The organism is Mesorhizobium sp. M0522 (assembly GCF_040321085.1).
GTDB lineage: Bacteria > Pseudomonadota > Alphaproteobacteria > Rhizobiales > Rhizobiaceae > Mesorhizobium.
The window spans coordinates 21487-37562 of sequence record NZ_JAMYQW010000002.1; the positions used below are offsets into that span (position 1 = coordinate 21487).

A 16076-nucleotide genomic window follows, 5' to 3' on the forward strand; every position below is an offset into this window, starting at 1 on the left:
CGGCCATCTCCCCCTCAGGGGGGGAGATTGGATGTCATCTCGACTTTCGCCAATCACCAAAGTCGAAAGGTGCGCTGCGACGCCTGAACTGCCGATCTCCCCCCTTGAGGGGGAGATGCCAAATGATGACAAAGAGGGCAGGCCAGAGGGGGATGCCGCGTGATGCCCAAACGTCGTGCTGTCACACAGATCAGCCGCCTGGCGCGCCGCGCCGGCGGTACTGCGGCCGCCAACCGCATGGTGCCGGAAGAGACGCCGGTGGCGTTCTCCTTTGCCGGCACCACGCATGCGGTGATGATGGCAAGCCCGGCTGATTTCGAGGATTTCGCGCTCGGCTTCTCGCTGACCGAAGGCATCATTGCCTCGCCGGACGAAATCGAAGCGATCGAGGTCGAGGATCACGGCGCCGGCATCGATATCCAGATCCGGCTGAAGGACCAGGCCAACACCCGCTTCGAAGCGCGGCGGCGCAGGCTCGCTGGGCCGGTCGGCTGCGGGCTGTGCGGCATCGAATCCATCGAAGAGGCAATGCGCTCGGTAAACCCGGTCGGTGCGTCGCAACTTACACTTCAGTCCGATGACATCGTCCGCTCGGTCAAGCTTTTGTCGAAGTTGCAGCCGCTGCACGCCGAGACCGGTGCCGTCCACGCCGCCGGTTTTTACCTTTCCGGCAAGGGCATCGTCATGGCGCGCGAGGATGTCGGCCGCCATAACGCGCTGGACAAGCTGGCCGGCGCGCTGGCCAAAGCCGGTATCGACGGCAGGTCGGGGGCCGTCGTCGTCACGTCGCGCGTTTCGGTCGAGATGGTGCAGAAGACCGCGGCGATCGGCTCGGCCGTCATCATTGCCGTCTCGGCGCCGACCGCACTTGCCATCCGCACCGCAGACGATTCCGGCATGACGCTGGTGGCGCTGGTGCGCGGCGACGATTTCGATATTTTCACCCATCCTGACCGAGTGGTTTCCGGAGTTGCCAAGCATGTCGCATGACGAGGGCCACCTCATGAGCACCAGCGAAAAGCTGGTTCGCATGGCCAACCAGATCGCCGCCTTTTTCCACTCAAAGCCGCGCGAGCAAGGCATTGCCGGCGTCGCCGAGCACATCAACAAGTTCTGGGAGCCGAGGATGCGCCGGCAATTGTTCGAGATGCTGGACAGCGGCGGCGAGGGGTTCAACGAGCTTGTCGTCGCGGCCGCGCCACACATCAAGCGGCCGGGCGCGCCGGAGGGCGCAGGTTTCAGCGCTGGCGGAGCGAACACCGAGACGACCGCCGCGTCACAGAAGTAGGCGCCGCGGGCCCACATTCACGCTCTCTAAAGTTTCACCTGCCGCAAGCTGCGCGCCTCTGCTATGATCCGGCGATAAGAAATCGTCGGGTCGGGCGGACAACTCGTGAGGCTGATCGAAACTCGATACGCGCTCAGTGGTGACGTGCGGATCGCCTATCAGGTGGTCGGCCAGGGATCGTTCGATCTCGTCTTGGTGCCGGGCTTCATTTCCAATCTCGATCTGCACTGGGAAGACGAGGGCTACAGCCGGCTGCTGAAGCGGCTTTCCGCGTTCTCGCGGCTGATCCTGTTCGACAAGCGCGGCACCGGTCTGTCCGATCGCGTCGATGCCCACCATCTGCCCAGCCTCGAAACCCGCATGGACGATGTGCGCGCGGTGATGGATGCGACCGGCAGCGGCCGCGCCGCCTTGCTCGGCGCTTCGGAAGGCGCGCCGATGGCAATGCTGTTCGCCGCCACCTACCCGGAGCGGACGCGGGCGCTGACGCTTTATGGCGGCTATGCGCATTTCCACAAATGGGTGATGCCGCCGGAACGCCTTGAGGCGTTCATCGCGACGGCGGAGACCGCATGGGGCACCGGCGCCACCCTGCCGCATTTCGCGCCCGGCCGCGTCGACGATCCGCGTTTCGCCACATGGTGGGCGCGCTTCGAGCGGCTGTCGGCGAGCCCGACCGCGGCAATCGCCCTGGCCCGCATGAATGCAGCGATCGACGTGCGCGGCGTGCTGGCGGCGATCAGCGCACCGACGCTGCTGGTCCATCGCCGCAACGATGCGCGCGTCGACCCGGAGGCCAGCCGCTTCCTGGCAAGGAATATCCCGAATTCGCGGCTGGTCGAGGTGGCCGGGCGCGACCACCCGATCTGGACCGGCGATGTCGACCGGGTGGCCGATCTGATCGAGGAATTCCTGACCGGAGCGCGCGCCGTTGCCGAGGCCGAGCGCGTGCTGGCTGCACTGCTGGTCACCCGGATCTACGACACGGCGCGGCTTGGCGACCGCATGTGGAGCGAGCGCAGCCAGCGTTTCCAGGAAACATGGCGGCTGCTGGTCGGGCGCCATGGCGGCCGCCCGGCCGGCACGCATGGCGAGCTGATGATGGCGCGCTTCGACGGCCCGGCGCGGGCCGTACGCTGCGCGGCGGCGCTGCGCGATGCGGCGCAGGAGATGGGCGTCGCCAGCGCGCAGGGCGTACATGTCGGCGAGGTCGAGTTGCGTGGGCCGCCGACGGGGTTGACGGCGCGCGTGACGATGCAGCTTGCCGGGCATGCCGGGCGCGGCGACATCCTCGCTTCGCGGCTGGTCGCCGACCTCGCCGCCGGTTCAGGCCTTCATTTCAATGACGCCGGGCGCATCGCGCTTGACGAGCTGGATGAGCCGCTGGCGCTGGTGCAGGCGACCTCGGAACAGCATCTGGAGCCGGCCTGCCGGCCGAAGGCCAAAGCTGCCGAGCCGGCCGCACTGACGGCGCGCGAAAGCGAGGTGGTGAACCTCATCGCCGATGGCAAGAGCAATGCCGCGATCGCCGCCGAACTCGGGCTGAGCGAACACACCGTCAAGCGCCACGTCGCCAATATTCTGCTCAAGCTGGACCTGCCGTCGCGGGCGGCGGCGGCGGCGTTCTCGGCCCGGCACGCTGGCCCGCACGGGCCATAGGAGCCATGGCGCTTTCGGGCGAAGCGGCCGGGCATGCGTAAGCGCTATCACTTCGTCCCATGCAGGCCAGGCGGATGTCGCCGGGAAAGGCGCTGCGAAGGGAGGAATAAAATGCTGAAGTCGACACTCAAATCACTGGTGCTGGCGGCAGGCGTTGGCGCGCTGTTGGCGATCGTTCCTGCCAAGGCCGAAGACGCCTCAGCGACCGCTGCCTACAAGGACATCCAGGCAACGCTCGGCTTGGTGCCGGACATGTTCAAGACGCTGCCGGATGTCGCCGTTGCCGGCGCCTGGGCCGAGATCAAGGGCGTGCAGCTCAACCCGAACACCGCGCTCGACGGCAAGACCAAGGAATTGATGGGCCTCGCCGTCGCCTCGCAGATCCCCTGCCAGTACTGCATCTATTTCCACACGCAGGCGGCCAAGCTCAATGGCGCCAGCGACGAGGAGATCAAGGAGGCGGTGGCGATGGCGGCGATCGTGCGCCACTGGTCGACGATGCTCAACGGCAGCCAGGTCGATCTCGCCACTTTCAAGAAGCAGTCCGACGAGGTGTTCGCGGCCGTCAAGGCGAAGTCGCAGTGAACCACCTGCCCGTCTATGAGCGCCGGGCGGTTCTGATCAATTGAACGCCCGGTGAAGACGGGCCTATGGAGGAAAAAATGCTGACCAAGACACAGACGATAGACGGCGCTGCGATCAAGAAGGCGATTGAGGGCCGTGATGGAAAATTGCTGGCGAGCTTCTATGCCGACGACGCATTGGTGCGGGTGATCGACCGCAACAACCCGCCGAGCAAGCCGCGCGAAATCCGCGGGCGCGCAGCGATCACCACGTTCTGGGACGACATCTGCAGCCGGGCGATGACCCACAAGGTCGACACCACCATCGCCGACGGCAACAATCTCGCCTTCACCCAGGCCTGCTCCTATCCGGACGGGACCAAGGTATTCTGCGCGGCGATGCTGGAGCTGAAGAACGGCCAGATCGCACGGCAGACGGTCGTGCAGGCCTGGGACGAATAAGGAGGCGGCGATGTTCAGTGCCAGATGGCAGATCGACGCAAAATTCGGCCACAAGCAGACCGTGCTCTGTTGAAGAAATGGGAACGCGAGATCGGCTCGCAGGCCGGTCTCGACGACCTCAAGTTCCAGATCATGACCGGATCGATCGACGCGGGAAGCGACGGTCGGGTCACATCACCAGGTCGAAAGCCTCGCCAGTTGGAGGCGTTCTTCGCCAGGATCGGCAAGATCGACGCGCACGCCAAATGGGGCAAGGAGATGGAGCCCTATGTGGTGTCGGGGCACCAGCTTGTGGAACAGGGCTATCGCATTTGGGAAGATGCCCCCTCACCCGGATTGCCAACCGAATTGCGAAAGGCAATTCGGGCAATCCGACCTCTCCGCGAGGGGAGAGGAGATCGCCGGCGTTGATCTCAGCCTCTTCTCCCCTCGGGGAGAAGGTGGCCGCCCGGCCGGGACGGCGCAGCCTCCATGATCACGGAGAGCAAAACCCCTACTCGCTCTCGCCGTCCAGCGCCGGCACCGACACGCCGGCAAGCTCGGCCGCGAGCAGCCGCGACGCACCGGCGCGTGCGATCCGCAGCATCAGCGCCTTGCGCGTCGCCGCTGCCATGCGGTGCTCGGGCGCATCGCGCAAAATCTCGGCACCGTAGCCGTCGGAGAGAATGAAGCCGCACTCCTCCGGAAATATCTCCTGGGGTACGCCGGGATGGGTGGCGAAGAAGAACCGGTCGGAATGCAGCCGGTAGTCCGGCCATTTGCGGTCGACCCTGAAATCCTCGATCGAGGATTTGATCTCGATGATCCAGATGTCGCCCTGGCGGGTCAGCGCGACGAGATCGGCGCGCCGGCCGGTGGCCAGCGACAGTTCGGGCAAGACATGCGCGCCCATCTGCCCGAGCAGCCGCTGCACGCCACGCCTGACCAGCATGGCACGCTCCGACTGGCGGCCGTCGATGAGCGGGTTGAGGGGAATCGGGGAAATGATGGGCATGGCGGACACCATGCCAGATTTTGTTCACGGTTTGAACTGTTTTATGCGGGGCGATTCTATGGTTGACAAACCCGCTGGCGAATTGCGCCTGCGCTGGTATGAAAGAGGGGGTCATTGGGGGAATCCAGCGATGCGGTTTTGGAAAAGCGTCAAACGGCACTTCATGGCCATAGACTTGAGTTACGTTTATGTGCCCCTTCGCGGCGCTTGGTCGTTTCGGTTCTTCATCAAGTTCGACCCAAACAATGACAAGAAATTCGTGGAATTTAAATTCTGCCATTTAGGCGCGGCCGAGGCCCTGTGCAGTCTGAGCGTCGAGGAGTTCAATGACCTCGTTGAAGGCGTTCTGAAGGGAAGGCAGAACTAGAAAGGCCACTACCCGCCAGCGTTACCAAGCCGTAGGGGAATGGCGATCCCCTTCATAGAGCGCAAAGCCCTTTCCCTCTGACGAAATATTGTTAGCGTACGTTTCGACTTTTTGAGTCGATTATTTCGCAATACTCCACCTTTCCACAAGGTGGGCCGCTTGCATCTGGCAGCAGCTAATTTAGCTGATCAATGGGCGCTTGTTTTGGACAGTAGGTTGAGAACCAATACGCCAGCCAAAATTAAGCCCATGCCGACGAACCCAGCCAAGTCCGGTTTTTGCCCACAAAATCCAGGCGACCAGCGCGACCAGAACAATGCCGCCGCCCCGGTCCTGCCGAACCCGCAGCTCAAGCTTGCCGACACGGGTGACAAGGGTGCGGCCATAATAACCCGAGCGGTAGCCAAGCCGCTCCGGTGTGCGTTCGCTCTTCGAAGCGCCCAGCGCCTCGTCCATTTCGGCCTCGAGCACCTTTAGCTAACCGGCATCATGCCCTCCAGAGCAATAATTCTCGTCTTTGCGCAGCGTTCGCGGATGGCTTTGAGGCGGCCGTATTCTGGAGAGTCGTACCATGCCAGGAGGGACGCCATGTCCGGGAATTCGACAATGACGAGGCGATGAGGTTCCCAATCGCCCTCCAGCACTTTGGTGGCTCCGCCGCGAGCGATGTACCTCCCCCCATAGCGGGCTTCGGTTGCCGGCACATCCCGGCGGTATTCCTCGAAAACGGCGGCGTCGGTTATGTCTACATCAGCAATAAGATATGCGGCCATTGACCTTACTCCCCTTGGGGAAAGGCAATTGAAACAGGTCTATTAGCAGACCCGCAACTAAGCCAGCGGTACTACGCCTCGGAAACGACTCGCGTTCTCCCGGATTGGGGCGCTTAACTGTCTTGGTGGGGGCAGCTCTGGGAGGAGAGACGAACCATGCCGATGTATCTCACGCGATTCAGCTACAGGCCCGAAACCTGGGCGCGCTTGATGGATAATCCCGAGGATAGACGCGAGGCTGCCCGTTCCTACATCGAGTCGGTCGGCGGAAAGCTGCACGGGTTCTGGTATGCCTTCGGGGAGTACGATGGCTGGAACCTATGGGAGGCGCCGGACAACGTGTCGATGGCATCCGTCATGCTCGCCATCGGTGCGGGAGGCGCGCTCAGCTCGTACCAGACCACCGTCCTGTTAAGTGTCGAAGAGACGATGGACGCGCTTGGCAAAGCGAAGTCGATCCGGTACCGCCCGCCGGGATCGTGACCGCCGCCCGCGCTTTGCGGAGTGTCGAAGGCTGGGGAACGCTTGCTCTCGGACGGCGCACGTTGCAGCTTGCGCTTTCAATGTCTGCCACGGATTCTAGGAGGAGCATTAGATGACGGAAGATGACGACCGACGCCGGAGGAAATCCGCTCGGCCATCAGAGGCTGGGCGGTGCTTGGGGCAATTATCGTTGCCGTGTTTGGTGCGGCCTACGTCATGATCGATAGTTGAATGGCCAACGATCCTGGTCGCCCCGATGGATTGCCTGAAAAGATCGGCACGGTCCTTGGTGCATTGGTGGTGATCGGCACGTTCGGGCTTCTGGCTTGGACCGTGCTTCGCGGCGTCCTTTATTAAACCCGGCCTGTCTGGACTTTCCCCTGCGGCGGCCGCGTCTCAGGCCGATCTCCTCGTAGCAACGGATGGTCTTGGCCGCAGGCCAGAGCGCCGGGCAGCGTCACCGACATTCATGGGTGATTTCCTCGGCTCGGGGTTCTTGTTCCTGGCCCATTGATTTTGCAACATAATCCTGCGGGGGCTGTTGCCGAAATGCCATAGTCGCAGGTTTACCAGCACGCAAGTCCAAGGATGTAGGCATCGCCCGCTTGGCAAGCAAAGCAAATGCCAGCATGAATGAAGATGAAAAAAGCGGCCGACTCGAGCCGCTGTTGTTTGGGCAGGCATCGGACCTTTTCATGCGCATGAAGTCACTTGCAATCGTCGCGGCCCTGGCGCTGTCGACGGCTGTCGCCGGTTGCAGCACCATCGGCTCGCAGATCTTCACCAACAACTACGGCGCGGTGACCGACGCCGGCTATCACCTGCCGCGCGTTCCGATCGAAAAGGTGCCGTTCAAATACCGCCGGCAGATCGTCGACTACGACACCAGGGAAAAGCCGGGCACCATTATCGTCGATACGCAGAACAAGTTCCTCTATTTCGTCATGGGCGACGGCGAAGCGATGCGCTACGGCATCGGCGTCGGCCGTGAGGGTTTCGAATGGCACGGCACCGCCCATATCGCGCTGAAGCGCGAATGGCCGACCTGGACACCGCCTTCGCAGATGATCAAGCGGCAGCCGGAGTTGGCCAAGTTTGCCGGTGGCATGGAGCCGGGGTTGAAGAACCCGCTCGGCGCGCGCGCTATGTACCTGTTCAACAAGGGCGGCGACATGGGTTATCGCCTGCATGGCAGCCCGGAATGGAATTCGATCGGCAAGGCGATGTCGTCGGGCTGCATCCGGCTGATGAACCAGGACATTATCGACCTCTACGACCGCACCTCGGTCGGCGCCAAGGTCATTGTGATATAAAACCCTTATACGCGGACCGTCTAGGCAACAACACAGACGTCGCAAACAGAAAACCGGGCACTTTGGCCCGGTTTTTTGTTGTCTATCGATGTTGACGATGGAACGTCGCGTCAGGAGACCTGTTCGACATGCTGCACTTCCGGCACAAAGTGCCGGAGCAGGTTCTGGATGCCGTGCTTCAGCGTCGCCGTCGACGACGGGCAGCCGGCGCAGGCGCCCTTCATGTGCAGGAACACGGTGCCGTTCTCGAAGCCGCGGAAGGTGATGTCGCCGCCATCCTGGGCCACCGCCGGGCGCACCCGCGTGTCGAGCAGCTCCTTGATGGTGACGACCAGCTCCTCGTCGGCCTTGTCGTAGAATTCGCCGGTCTGGCTGGTCTCGGCGGCGGGGCCGGCCTTGGCCATCACCGGGGCGCCGGACATGAAATGCTCCATGATGGCGCCGAGGATAGCCGGCTTCAGATGCTGCCAGTCGGGGCCGTCCTTGGTCACGGTGATGAAATCATAGCCGAAGAAGACGCCGGTGACGCCGGGGATTTCGAACAGCCGGCCGGCGAGCGGCGAAGCCGTCGCGGCACTATCGGCATCGCGGAAATCGGCGGTGCCTTCTTGCAGCACTTCCTTGCCGGGCAGGAATTTCAGCGTCGCCGGGTTTGGCGTCGACTCGGTCTGGATGAACATGGCCGTCTCCGTGCCCGTTTCGGGCAGCTAGTTTGGAATAATTCTAATTAGGCTTTATCCGCCCGACATTCAAGGGAAAGGCCTCGGGGGGAACGGCTGGCTGGCGGAATGTTTTGCTAGTTCGCTGAAACGATTGGAGATGTGTTGAGATTCAGGTCAGGCCGAGCCGAAAATGGTGGTTTCCGTGAACCGGAGCGGAGCGTACTTTTGGTACGTGAGCACCGGAAGCGCAGGAAGCTGCCATTTGCAGGCCGGCCTCACCTGAATATCAGCACATCTCAGGCGAGGCTGTCGATCTCTTCGTCCGACAGGTTCTGCGGCACCACCGTGACCGGGATGGGAAAGGCGGCGCCCTTGCCGGCGACCGCGCCGACCAGCGGCCCAGGCCCTTCCTTGCCGGCGCCTGCCGCCAGCACCAGGATGGCGATGTCCTGGTCTTCCTCGATCAGCTTGTGGATCTCTTCGGTCGGCTTGCCTTCGCGCACCACCAGTTCCGGCTCGATGCCGAGCTTCTGGCGCACCTTGTTGGCGTAGCTGTCCAGTGCGGCACGCGCCGTGGCGGTCGCCTCCTCGCGCATGATCTTCTCGACGCCCAGCCAGTGCTGAAAATCATCCGGCTCGATGACATAGAGCAGCACCAGTACGCCGCCCGTGCTTTGCGCCCGCTTCGAGGCGTAGGCGACGGCGCGCTCGCATTCGGGCGTGTCGTCGATGATCGCCAGGAACTTGCGGCGATGACCGACTTCGCGGCTGAGGCGTTTGGAGACCATATTCACCCTGTTCGATGGTTTCGGCCGCAATCTGCCACCGCCACAGCCCGCCCGCAAGCGACCGGCGGCTGTGGCAATGCTGGTGCAGCTTAAAGCGCGTCGCGTTCGACCAGCGACGCGCTTCAGGTTCTTGTTTTATGCATGTCGTTATCGCAAAACCGCTGCACACTTTTGCGCGACATGCATTAGCCTTGCAGCAGGCCGATAATGTCGCGCACTGTCTTCATGGTCGCTTCGGCCAATGTGCCGGCACGCTCGCCGCCATCCCGCAGCACCGCGTCGACATAGGCGCGGTCGCTGGAGATGCGGCGCATCTCGCCGGCGATCGGCGCCAGTTTTTCCACCGCAAGGTCGGCCAGCGCCGGCTTGAACACCGAAAACTGCTGGCCGCCATATTCCTTCAGCACCGCCTCTTTCGAGATTTCGGCGAGGCCGGCATAGATGCCGACGAGGTTTTCCGCTTCCGGCCGGCCGGCAAGCCCGTCCAGTTCGCCGGGCAAAGCCTCCGGGTCGGTCTTGGCCTTGCGGATCTTCTTCGAGATGGCATCGGCGTCGTCGGTCAGGTTGATGCGCGACAGGTCCGACGGATCGGATTTCGACATCTTCTTCGAACCGTCGCGCAGCGACATGATGCGCGCTGCCGGGCCGCCGATGACCGGCTCGGTCAGCGGGAAATAGCCGTTCACCGTCTCTTCGCCGACCTGCATCTCGACGCCGACGCCAAGCGCTGCGATGCGGTCCGAAAAGTCGTTGTTGAATTTCTGCGCGATGTCGCGGGTCAGCTCCAGATGCTGCTTCTGGTCGTCGCCGACCGGCACGTGGGTGGCGCGGTAGACGAGGATGTCGGCGGCCATCAGGGAGGGATAGGCGAGCAGGCCGAGCGAGGCGTTCTCGCGGTCCTTGCCGGCCTTGTCCTTGAACTGCGTCATCCGGTTCATCCAGCCGATGCGCGCCACGCAGTTGAAGATCCAGGCAAGCTCGGCGTGCTGCATCACCCTCGACTGATTGAAGACGATGTGCTTGGTCGGATCGATGCCGGAGGCGAGAAACGCCGCGGTGATCGAACGCGTCTGGTCCTGAAGATCCTCATAGACGAGCTGTGCGGTCAGCGAATGCAGGTCGACGACGCAATAGATGCAGTCGGAAGTGTCCTGCAGGGCGACGAATTTCTTGATGGCGCCGAGATAATTGCCGAGATGCAGATTGCCGGTTGGCTGGACGCCGGAAAAGACGAGCGGCTTGAAGGCGGGCTGGTTGAGGTCGGTCATAGTGTTTCCCTGGCTTGTGGAGGGCCGTTTCGCGCGCGGCGAAAGTCTTGCGACGGCGCGCTTATGGACGAGAGCGAGGAGGCGATCAAGAGGGGTATTGGCTAGGCCGCGCAGGGCCTTGGCCGTGGCCGAGCAAGACGCCGCAGAAGGCTGTTTGAAGGGATGGCGCCGACCAGAATCAAAAACCCCGCCTTGCGGCGGGGTCGTCGGTGCGAATCAGCACCATATTAGTAGCATAGCTGCCGGCACAAAGCAAGAACAAAATAGCTCGCCTCGGCAATCGCTTCGATTTGGCTCAGGGCCACATTGACGGACTGATGTAGATAGCTACATAATATTTGCTACACAGCGGAAGCAAAACAATGACGATCAACATCAACAACAAGGAAGCGGACAGCCTGACGCGGGCTTTTGCCAGGCTTGAAGGTGTCGGGATCACCGAGGCGATCGTGATCGCCATGCGCGAAGCCTTGGAGCGCCGGCGCAATCGCGAGACGCCGCTGGAGACGGCGGCACGGCTCCGGGCCGAGTTCGGTATTGAGCTGAGCGAGCAGGCGCGCAAGCCGCTGCCGCGCTCGGTCTACGACGAATTGTCCGGTGAAGACTGATGTTCATCGATGCAGCCGCTATCGTTGCAATACTGAGCAACGAGACCGAAGCCCCGCGCTGCGCGCAGGCGGTCATGAAGGCGTCGGCTCCGTTCACGTCGGCTATCGCGGTTTGGGAAGCCGCGATGGCGCTTTCGCGATCGGAAAAGCTAGCCGTCCCGGTCGCCACAAGCTTCAAGATAGTCAGCCGTTTTCTCGAAGAGCGTGGAATCACCTTGCGGGAGCTTCCGCCTGCCTCTGACGCGGCATCTCTGTCAGTCGAGGCTGCATCGCGGTTTCGCAACAACGCTGGCCGCCTGAACATGGCCGACTGTTTCCACTACGCCTGTGCGCGCTACTATGCCGTTCCGATGCTTTCGACGGCGGACGAATTCCGCTTCACGGATCTGGAGACTGTTGCTTGACCGGCTGGGAGCCCTTGCGCCCGATATTGCGGCGGATCATGCCGAAATCGGCGCCGCCGGTGGCGAAGGCAGTAACGAAGTAGAGCAGCGCCCCGCCGGCGACGAGCGCAAGCAGCGTTACCGCCTTGATCACCAGCGGCGAGCCGGAGCCGAGCCTTGCGGCGAACCAGTGTTCGGCAAGATAGAGCGCCGCGGCCATCACCGCCGCCGACAGCACCAGCCGCGGGATGCGTTTCATGAGCGGCACGTCGCGGCCCCAATGGCCGCGCCGGATCAGCACGGCGAGCAGCATCGCCGCATTGACCCAGCCTGCGACAGCGGAGGCAACGGCAATGCCGGGCGCGCCCATGGTCGGAAACAGCGTCAGCGCCGTCGTAATGTTAACCGCCACCGAGATGGCGGCAAAAATCATTGGCGTGCGCGTGTCCTCGCGGGCGAAATAGCCTGGGGTGAACGCCTTGATCAGCACGAAGGCCGGCAGGCCGAGGCCGAAGATCGCCAGGATTGCCGCGACCGTCGGCGTCGAATTGTTGGCGGCAAAGGCGCCGCGCTCATAGACCAGCCGCACGATCGGCTCGGACATGACCAGCAGCGCGGCCGCCGCCGGCAAGGTCATGAACAGGGTAAACTCGACCGAGCGGTTCTGCAGATTGGCGGCCTCGACCAGATTGCCTGATTTCAGCGCCCGCGACAGTTCCGGCAAAAGCACGATGGCGACGGCGACGCCGACGACGCCCAGCGGCAGCTGGTAGACGCGGTCGGCATAGGCCAGCGACGACACCGCGCTGTCCTGCGCCGACGCGATCGCCGTGCCGATCAGCTGGTTGATCTGGGTGATGCCGCCGGTGATCGCCGCCGGCAGCGCCAGGATCAGCAGCCGCTTGACGTTCGGCGTCATCTTCGGCCGCCGGAAGCCGATCGAAATGCCGGCATGGCGCACCGCCGCCCAGACGATCGCCAGCTGCACCAGGCCGGCCGCCAGCACGCCCCAGGCCAGGCCGAAACCAACGGTGCGGGCGTCCGAACCCTTGTACCAGGCATAGGCAAGCACGGCGATAAGGATGACGTTGAGGAACACCGGCGCCACCGCAGCGGCGAAATAGCGGCGCAGCGAATTCAGCATGCCGGCCATCATGGCGCCGAGCGACATGCAGATCAGGTAGGGGAACATGACGGTCGCCAGCGCCACCGTCGTCTCGAATTTTCCCGGCGTGTCGGCAAAGCCCGGCGCCACCAGGTAGCGCACGATCAGCGGCATCGCCAGTTCCATGGCGATGGTCAGCGCCAGAAGCGCCGTGAACAAGACGCCGAACACCTCTTCGGAAAAGCGCTTGGCGCCGTCGGTGCCGTGCGTCTCGATCTCCTTGGCGAACAGCGGCACGAAGGCGGCATTGAAGGCGCCTTCGGCGAACAGCCGGCGAAAGGTGTTGGGAAACTGGAAGGCGGCGTTGAAAGCGTCGGCGATCGGCCCGGTGCCGAGTGCGGCAGCCATCAGCATCTCGCGGCCGAAACCGAGGGCGCGGCTCATCAGCGTGCCGGAAGCGACCGTGGCGAATTTCTTGACAAGGCTCATGCGCTTGAAGACTGCCTGTGCGATTGGGGCAAATGGAAGGTAACAGTCACTCGGCGGCCGTTTTGGTCTTGCCGCGCTCGGACGCCGTGCCCTCGAGCACCGCGATCAGCCTGTTGCGGATGGTCGCCGTACGCGACGGGCTGTCGATCTTCTGGCCGGTGAGATCGGTGACGTAGAACGTGTCGATGACCTTTTCGCCGAAGGTGGTGATGTGGGCCGAGGCGATGTCGAGCGACAGGTCCGACAACATGCCGGTGATCTCCGACAGAAGGCCCGGCCTGTCCAGCCCCTCGACCTCGATCACCGAGAAACGGTTCGACAGCGTGTTGCGGATCTCGGCGCGTGGCGGAATACGGAAAACCTTGGCGCCGCGCCGCGGCTTGGTCCGCTTCTCGATCATTTCGGGCAGCCAGCTCTTGCCCGATAGCACGTCCTCGATCAGCCGGCCGACGCGCTCGGCACGGCGGCGCTCGTCCTCGTCGAGGTCGAACTCCCTCGAGATCAGGATGGTGTCGAGCGCCCGACCATCCGAGGTGGTGAAGATCTGCGCGTCGACGATGTTGCCGCCGGCCGCGGCACAGGCGCCGGCAATCACCGAAAGCAGGCGCGGATGGTCCTGCGCAAGTACCGTGATCTCGGTCACTGCCTCGAACTGGTGGGTTTTCACCATGGTGGCGAGCTTCTTGCCGGCGTGATCGGCCTCGCGGATGAATTCGGCATGGCGGAGTTGGTCGGGAAGATCGACCGCCAGCAGATAGTTCTCGTAGTGCTGGCCGACATAACGCTTGCGGGCCTTTTCCGGCCAGTCGGCAAGCGCCTCGGCCAGTTGTTCGCGCGCCGCCGCCGTCCGTTTGGCGCGCGACACCTCCGAAAACCCGCCGGTCAACAAAAGCTCGGTCTCGTAATAGAGCGTACGCAGCAACTGGCCCTTCCAGCCGTTCCAGACCCCGGGCCCGACGCCGCGGATATCGCAGACGGTAAGCACAAGCAGCATCTTCAGCCGTTCGACCGACTGCACGATGGCGGCAAAATCCTCGATCGTCTTGCGGTCGTTGAGATCGCGGGTCTGCGCCGTCATAGACATGACGAGGTGGTTCTCGACCAGCCAGGCGACCGTTTCGGTGTCGGCCGGCGAGAGCCCCATATGCGGGCAGATGCGCCGGGCGATCCTGGCGCCGGCTTGCGAATGGTCCTCCGGCCTGCCCTTGGCGATGTCGTGCAGCAGCACGGCGACATAGAGCGCCTCGCGGCTCTTCTTCAGCCCCGGCATCAGCGAGTGGGCGAGTGGATGGATCTTTTCCCCGTCGCCGCGCTCGATCTCGGCCAGCACCCCGATGCAGCGGATGAGGTGCTCGTCCACCGTGTAGTGGTGGTACATCGAGAACTGCATCATGGCGACGATCTTGCCGAAGTCCGGGATCAGCTTGGCAAGCAGTCCGGCCTCGTTCATGCGCCGTAGATTGAGCTCGGCGTTGCGGTCCGAGGTCAAGATGTCGAGGAACAGCCGGTTGGCTTCCTCGTCGCGCCGCAGTGCCTTGCCGACGAGGCCGAGCGAACGGGTCAACAGCTTCAGCGCATCGGGGTGAAATTCCAGGCCGTGCTTGTCGGCGAACCAGAACAGCCTGAGGAGATTGACCGGATCGCGCTCGAACACCTCGTCGTCGGCAATGTTGATGCGGTGGTTGTCGACGATGAAATCGGCCGTGCCGGCGAGCTTGCGCTTGCGGCGCGAAAAGGTGAGGAAAATGCGGTTGAAGCCCGGCACATGCTTGGCCTGCTCCTCCTCGAGCGCGGCGCAGAAAATGCGGGTTAGGTCGCCGACATCCTTGGCGACGAGGAAGTAGTGCTTCATGAAGCGTTCGACCGCCGACAGGCCGGGATGGGTGGTGTAGCCCAGCCGCTCGGCAATGTCGCGCTGGATGTCGAAATGCAGCCGCTCCTCGGCCTTGCCGGTGAGGAAATGCATGTGGCAGCGCACCGCCCATAGGAAATCCTCGGCCTTCTGGAATTCCCTGTATTCGGCGTCGGTGAAGACGCCCTTGTCGACCAGTTCCTCGCCGGTGCGCACGCGGTAGAAATATTTGGCGATCCAGAACAGCGTCTGCAGGTCGCGCAGGCCGCCCTTGCCGTCCTTGACGTTGGGTTCGACCAGGTAACGGCTCTCGCCGGCCTTGGCGTGGCGCTCGTCGCGTTCGGCGAGCTTGGCCTGGACATATTCGGGGCCGGTGGTGCGCACCACCTCGTGGTCGAAGCGTTGCAAAAGCTCGTCATAGAGCTTTTGCTCGCCCCACAGGAAGCGCGCCTCCAGGATCGAGGTGCGGATGGTGATGTCGGTGCGCGACAGCCTGAGGCACTCGTCGATGTTGCGGGTGGCGTGGCCGACCTTCAGCCCGAGATCCCACAGCATGTAGAGCATGTATTCGACGATCTGCTCGCCCCATGGCGTCTGCTTGTAGGGCAGGAGGAACAGCAGGTCGATGTCGGACCCGGGCGCCAGCGTGCCACGGCCATAGCCGCCGACGGCCACGACCGCCATGCGCTCGGCCGATGACGGGTTTTTGACGCGATAGACATGGGTGGCGGCGAAGTCGTAGAGCGCGCGGATGATCTCATCCATCAGATGCGACAGCCGGGCGGCGCAGGCGGTACCGCTGCCATCGTCCATCAGCATGCGTTCGGCGACCGTGCGGCCGTCAGCGAGCCGGCTTTTGAGAAGCTTGAGAACGCCGCTGCGCGCGGCCTTGCCGGAGCCGTCGCCTGCCGACGCCTCGGTCAGTTCGGTCATCTCGCGGCGCAAGGCTTCGCCGTCGATCAGTTCCTCGAGCTTCAGGGATATTCTTGCCATAAATGCCGTTCGGCCTCGCCGTTTCG

General features: G+C 63.2%; 19 protein-coding genes and 2 pseudogenes. 12 read left to right on the top strand and 9 right to left on the bottom strand.

Annotated elements, in window-relative coordinates:
• Window positions 1–162 precede the first annotated feature (162 nt).
• The 6 genes from fdhD (at window position 163) to NKI58_RS02885 (ending at window position 4383) form a co-directional block, all read left to right on the top strand.
• Window positions 163–990, top strand: a complete 828-nt coding sequence (gene fdhD, locus NKI58_RS02860) for a formate dehydrogenase accessory sulfurtransferase FdhD (RefSeq protein WP_502897038.1) — start codon at window positions 163–165, stop codon at window positions 988–990.
• Window positions 980–1288, top strand: coding sequence for a formate dehydrogenase subunit delta (locus NKI58_RS02865; protein ID WP_352570237.1), 309 nt, complete (start codon window positions 980–982; stop codon window positions 1286–1288). Before fdhD ends, NKI58_RS02865 begins: the two co-directional genes overlap by 11 nt.
• 105 nt (window positions 1289–1393) lie before the next feature.
• Window positions 1394–2947, top strand: coding sequence for an alpha/beta fold hydrolase (locus NKI58_RS02870; protein WP_352784125.1), 1554 nt, complete (start codon window positions 1394–1396; stop codon window positions 2945–2947).
• 111 nt (window positions 2948–3058) lie between these two features.
• Window positions 3059–3532 (top strand): carboxymuconolactone decarboxylase family protein, encoded by a 474-nt coding sequence (locus tag NKI58_RS02875; protein WP_352455046.1) that lies wholly within the window; start codon window positions 3059–3061, stop codon window positions 3530–3532.
• Between the two features lie 77 nt (window positions 3533–3609).
• The gene (locus NKI58_RS02880) at window positions 3610–3972 is read left to right on the top strand and encodes a nuclear transport factor 2 family protein (RefSeq protein ID WP_352448516.1); all 363 of its coding nucleotides are present in this window, start codon (window positions 3610–3612) and stop codon (window positions 3970–3972) included.
• Between the two features lie 69 nt (window positions 3973–4041).
• Window positions 4042–4383 (top strand): hypothetical protein, encoded by a 342-nt coding sequence (locus tag NKI58_RS02885; protein ID WP_352703312.1) that lies wholly within the window; start codon window positions 4042–4044, stop codon window positions 4381–4383.
• A gap of 82 nt (window positions 4384–4465) precedes the next feature.
• Here the strand turns inward: NKI58_RS02885 and NKI58_RS02890 are convergent, their stop codons facing one another.
• The gene (locus tag NKI58_RS02890) at window positions 4466–4966 is read right to left on the bottom strand and encodes an MmcB family DNA repair protein (protein ID WP_352703310.1); all 501 of its coding nucleotides are present in this window, start codon (window positions 4964–4966) and stop codon (window positions 4466–4468) included.
• On the opposite strand from NKI58_RS02890, the gene NKI58_RS02895 reads away from it, so the two are divergent.
• Window positions 4965–5333: a hypothetical protein gene (locus NKI58_RS02895; protein ID WP_352703308.1), complete on the top strand. Its 369-nt coding sequence runs from the start codon at window positions 4965–4967 to the stop codon at window positions 5331–5333. The genes NKI58_RS02890 and NKI58_RS02895 overlap by 2 nt on opposite strands.
• Window positions 5334–5521: 188 nt before the next feature.
• Here NKI58_RS02895 and NKI58_RS02900 read toward each other — a convergent pair.
• The 3 genes and pseudogenes from NKI58_RS02900 to NKI58_RS02910 form a co-directional block, all read right to left on the bottom strand.
• Window positions 5522–5660: pseudogene (locus NKI58_RS02900) on the bottom strand (DMT family transporter); the annotation flags it as partial.
• Window positions 5655–5807, bottom strand: a pseudogene (locus NKI58_RS02905) (transposase); the annotation flags it as partial. The pseudogenes NKI58_RS02900 and NKI58_RS02905, both read right to left, overlap by 6 nt.
• Window positions 5807–6106, bottom strand: a complete 300-nt coding sequence (locus tag NKI58_RS02910; protein ID WP_023717905.1) for a DUF1330 domain-containing protein — start codon at window positions 6104–6106, stop codon at window positions 5807–5809. The pseudogene NKI58_RS02905 and the gene NKI58_RS02910, both read right to left, overlap by 1 nt.
• Window positions 6107–6262: 156 nt before the next feature.
• Between NKI58_RS02910 and NKI58_RS02915 the strand changes: the two genes are divergently transcribed.
• From NKI58_RS02915 to NKI58_RS02925, 3 genes are all read left to right on the top strand, one after another.
• Window positions 6263–6589, top strand: coding sequence for a GYD domain-containing protein (locus NKI58_RS02915; protein ID WP_023676390.1), 327 nt, complete (start codon window positions 6263–6265; stop codon window positions 6587–6589).
• A 231-nt stretch (window positions 6590–6820) separates the two neighbouring features.
• The gene (locus tag NKI58_RS02920; RefSeq protein ID WP_352448513.1) at window positions 6821–6946 is read left to right on the top strand and encodes a hypothetical protein; all 126 of its coding nucleotides are present in this window, start codon (window positions 6821–6823) and stop codon (window positions 6944–6946) included.
• 338 nt (window positions 6947–7284) lie between these two features.
• Window positions 7285–7902: a L,D-transpeptidase gene (locus NKI58_RS02925; RefSeq protein ID WP_352448678.1), complete on the top strand. Its 618-nt coding sequence runs from the start codon at window positions 7285–7287 to the stop codon at window positions 7900–7902.
• Window positions 7903–8012: 110 nt separating this feature from the next.
• Here the strand turns inward: NKI58_RS02925 and NKI58_RS02930 are convergent, their stop codons facing one another.
• The 3 genes from NKI58_RS02930 to trpS form a co-directional block, all read right to left on the bottom strand.
• Entirely contained in the window at window positions 8013–8582 is a 570-nt protein-coding gene (locus NKI58_RS02930) for a NifU family protein (protein WP_023676386.1), read from the bottom strand.
• 278 nt (window positions 8583–8860) lie between these two features.
• Window positions 8861–9352 (bottom strand): universal stress protein, encoded by a 492-nt coding sequence (locus NKI58_RS02935; RefSeq protein ID WP_023676385.1) that lies wholly within the window; start codon window positions 9350–9352, stop codon window positions 8861–8863.
• A gap of 185 nt (window positions 9353–9537) precedes the next feature.
• Window positions 9538–10620, bottom strand: coding sequence for a tryptophan--tRNA ligase (gene trpS / locus NKI58_RS02940; RefSeq protein ID WP_352703305.1), 1083 nt, complete (start codon window positions 10618–10620; stop codon window positions 9538–9540).
• Window positions 10621–10982: 362 nt separating this feature from the next.
• Here trpS and NKI58_RS02945 point away from each other — a divergent pair, with 362 nt between their 5' ends.
• Complete coding sequence (locus tag NKI58_RS02945; protein ID WP_023676383.1) at window positions 10983–11228, top strand: type II toxin-antitoxin system VapB family antitoxin; 246 nt, start codon at window positions 10983–10985, stop codon at window positions 11226–11228.
• A complete protein-coding gene (locus tag NKI58_RS02950; protein WP_352743092.1) occupies window positions 11228–11632 on the top strand; it encodes a type II toxin-antitoxin system VapC family toxin in 405 nt (134 codons plus the stop codon). Before NKI58_RS02945 ends, NKI58_RS02950 begins: the two co-directional genes overlap by 1 nt.
• Here NKI58_RS02950 and murJ read toward each other — a convergent pair.
• Together murJ and NKI58_RS02960 are read right to left on the bottom strand one after the other, a co-directional pair.
• Complete coding sequence (gene murJ, locus NKI58_RS02955) at window positions 11607–13205, bottom strand: murein biosynthesis integral membrane protein MurJ (protein WP_352577463.1); 1599 nt, start codon at window positions 13203–13205, stop codon at window positions 11607–11609. The two genes, NKI58_RS02950 and murJ, sit on opposite strands and share 26 nt — an antisense overlap.
• 46 nt (window positions 13206–13251) lie before the next feature.
• Window positions 13252–16050: a [protein-PII] uridylyltransferase gene (locus NKI58_RS02960; RefSeq protein ID WP_352577462.1), complete on the bottom strand. Its 2799-nt coding sequence runs from the start codon at window positions 16048–16050 to the stop codon at window positions 13252–13254.
• Window positions 16051–16076: the final 26 nt, after the last annotated feature.

Coding starts and splice junctions, on each gene's coding strand:
- murJ (WP_352577463.1), bottom strand. CDS start 13,205: ATGAGCCTTGTCAAGAAATTCGCCACGGTCGCTTCCGGCACGCTGATG.
- NKI58_RS02890 (WP_352703310.1), bottom strand. CDS start 4,966: ATGCCCATCATTTCCCCGATTCCCCTCAACCCGCTCATCGACGGCCGC.
- NKI58_RS02935 (WP_023676385.1), bottom strand. CDS start 9,352: ATGGTCTCCAAACGCCTCAGCCGCGAAGTCGGTCATCGCCGCAAGTTC.
- NKI58_RS02880 (WP_352448516.1), top strand. CDS start 3,610: ATGCTGACCAAGACACAGACGATAGACGGCGCTGCGATCAAGAAGGCG.
- NKI58_RS02950 (WP_352743092.1), top strand. CDS start 11,228: ATGTTCATCGATGCAGCCGCTATCGTTGCAATACTGAGCAACGAGACC.
- NKI58_RS02945 (WP_023676383.1), top strand. CDS start 10,983: ATGACGATCAACATCAACAACAAGGAAGCGGACAGCCTGACGCGGGCT.
- fdhD (WP_502897038.1), top strand. CDS start 163: ATGCCCAAACGTCGTGCTGTCACACAGATCAGCCGCCTGGCGCGCCGC.
- NKI58_RS02865 (WP_352570237.1), top strand. CDS start 980: ATGTCGCATGACGAGGGCCACCTCATGAGCACCAGCGAAAAGCTGGTT.
- NKI58_RS02895 (WP_352703308.1), top strand. CDS start 4,965: ATGGCGGACACCATGCCAGATTTTGTTCACGGTTTGAACTGTTTTATG.
- NKI58_RS02920 (WP_352448513.1), top strand. CDS start 6,821: ATGGCCAACGATCCTGGTCGCCCCGATGGATTGCCTGAAAAGATCGGC.
- NKI58_RS02910 (WP_023717905.1), bottom strand. CDS start 6,106: ATGGCCGCATATCTTATTGCTGATGTAGACATAACCGACGCCGCCGTT.
- trpS (WP_352703305.1), bottom strand. CDS start 10,620: ATGACCGACCTCAACCAGCCCGCCTTCAAGCCGCTCGTCTTTTCCGGC.
- NKI58_RS02875 (WP_352455046.1), top strand. CDS start 3,059: ATGCTGAAGTCGACACTCAAATCACTGGTGCTGGCGGCAGGCGTTGGC.
- NKI58_RS02925 (WP_352448678.1), top strand. CDS start 7,285: ATGCGCATGAAGTCACTTGCAATCGTCGCGGCCCTGGCGCTGTCGACG.
- NKI58_RS02930 (WP_023676386.1), bottom strand. CDS start 8,582: ATGTTCATCCAGACCGAGTCGACGCCAAACCCGGCGACGCTGAAATTC.
- NKI58_RS02960 (WP_352577462.1), bottom strand. CDS start 16,050: ATGGCAAGAATATCCCTGAAGCTCGAGGAACTGATCGACGGCGAAGCC.
- NKI58_RS02915 (WP_023676390.1), top strand. CDS start 6,263: ATGCCGATGTATCTCACGCGATTCAGCTACAGGCCCGAAACCTGGGCG.